Origin of the sequence: Dietzia sp. UBA5065, from assembly GCA_002415925.1 — a bacterium.
In the GTDB taxonomy this organism is placed as follows: Bacteria; Actinomycetota; Actinomycetes; order Mycobacteriales; family Mycobacteriaceae; genus Dietzia.
In genome coordinates this window covers 23832-24922 of the sequence record DIAZ01000063.1, presented here as the reverse complement: position 1 = coordinate 24922, position 1091 = coordinate 23832, and the positions used below count along the sequence as shown (strand labels likewise).

The 1091-nt window shown below is 70.6% G+C and carries 1 protein-coding gene and 1 pseudogene; one reads left to right on the top strand and one right to left on the bottom strand.

Features of this window, described 5'->3' with window-relative positions; translation table 11 throughout:
• Positions 1 to 149 (bottom strand): annotated as a pseudogene (locus B4M60_RS04910) (aspartate kinase); the annotation flags it as partial.
• A 71-nt stretch (positions 150 to 220) separates the two neighbouring features.
• Between B4M60_RS04910 and B4M60_RS04905 the strand changes: the two are divergent.
• A partial coding sequence (locus tag B4M60_RS04905) for a DMT family transporter (protein ID WP_291080830.1) occupies positions 221 to 1091 on the top strand: 871 nt, incomplete at its 3' end.

The window sequence follows — 1091 nt, the reverse complement described above, 5'->3', positions numbered from 1 at the left end:
AGCTCATCGGTCGTGTCGCCCATCGCCGAGGCCACCACCACGACGTCGTTCCCGGCCTTCTTGGTCTCGACGATCCGCTCGGCAACCCGACGGATTCGTTCTGCGGACTCCACAGAGGAGCCGCCGTACTTCTGCACCACGAGTGCCACGCGGTCACACCCTTCCGGTGTTGATCGGCTTGTCGCAGCCACACTTTACGGGAGGTGTTTACTCGTCATCGATGACGGAAACCTGGGTGGCGGTAATCCTCGCCCTCGCGTCCGCCCTCAGCCAGGCCTTCGGCACCGTCATGCGGCACCGGACCAAGGGCCGCGCCGGGGGTCGGCTCGAGGGTCGCTTCGGCGTCCTGGGCAGCAAGTACTGGTGGTCCGGGATGGGCATTAGCCTGGCCGGATTCGCGTTCCAGGGACTCGCCCTGGCGTTCGGCACGCTCATCCTGGTGCAGACGCTCACCGTGTTCTCGCTGATCTTCGCCCTGCCGCTCGGCGCGTGGGTCACGGGCCGCCGTGTGACCAAGACCGAACTGTTCTGGGGGCACGTCCTGGCGGGATGCGTGATGGTCCTGCTGGTCTACGGACGGCCGACCGGCGGTCAGGCCCATCCGCCCTGGTACGAATGGGCGCTCGCGTGCGGGGGCGGGGTCCTCGTCGTGGGGGTCCTGTTGGCCCTCTCGCGACGACGACGACGCAACGGCAGCCGCGCCCTGCTCCTGGGCGTGGCCGGCGGCACCGCGTTCGCCTACGTCGCGCTGCTCACCAAGGGAGTGGCCGACCGCTGGTACGCGGGCGGCGTGGCCGAGGTGCTCACCACCGGCGAGGCGTACGGGCTGGTCCTGGCGGCGGTCGCCGCGCTCACGCTGCAGCAGATGTCGTTCTCGGCCGGGGCGGTGCACCAGGCGGTGCCGGCGTCGACCGTCACCACGCCCGTCGTCGCGCTCGGGCTGGGCGTGGTGGTGCTGGGCGAGTGGTTCACCGTCGACGGACCCGCGCTGGCGATCCTCGCGGTGACCCTCGGGGTGATGGTGGTGGCGACCGTGCGGCTCGCGCACAAGGAGGTCGACCCCGAGGACGGACCGGCACGGGGCGAGGCGG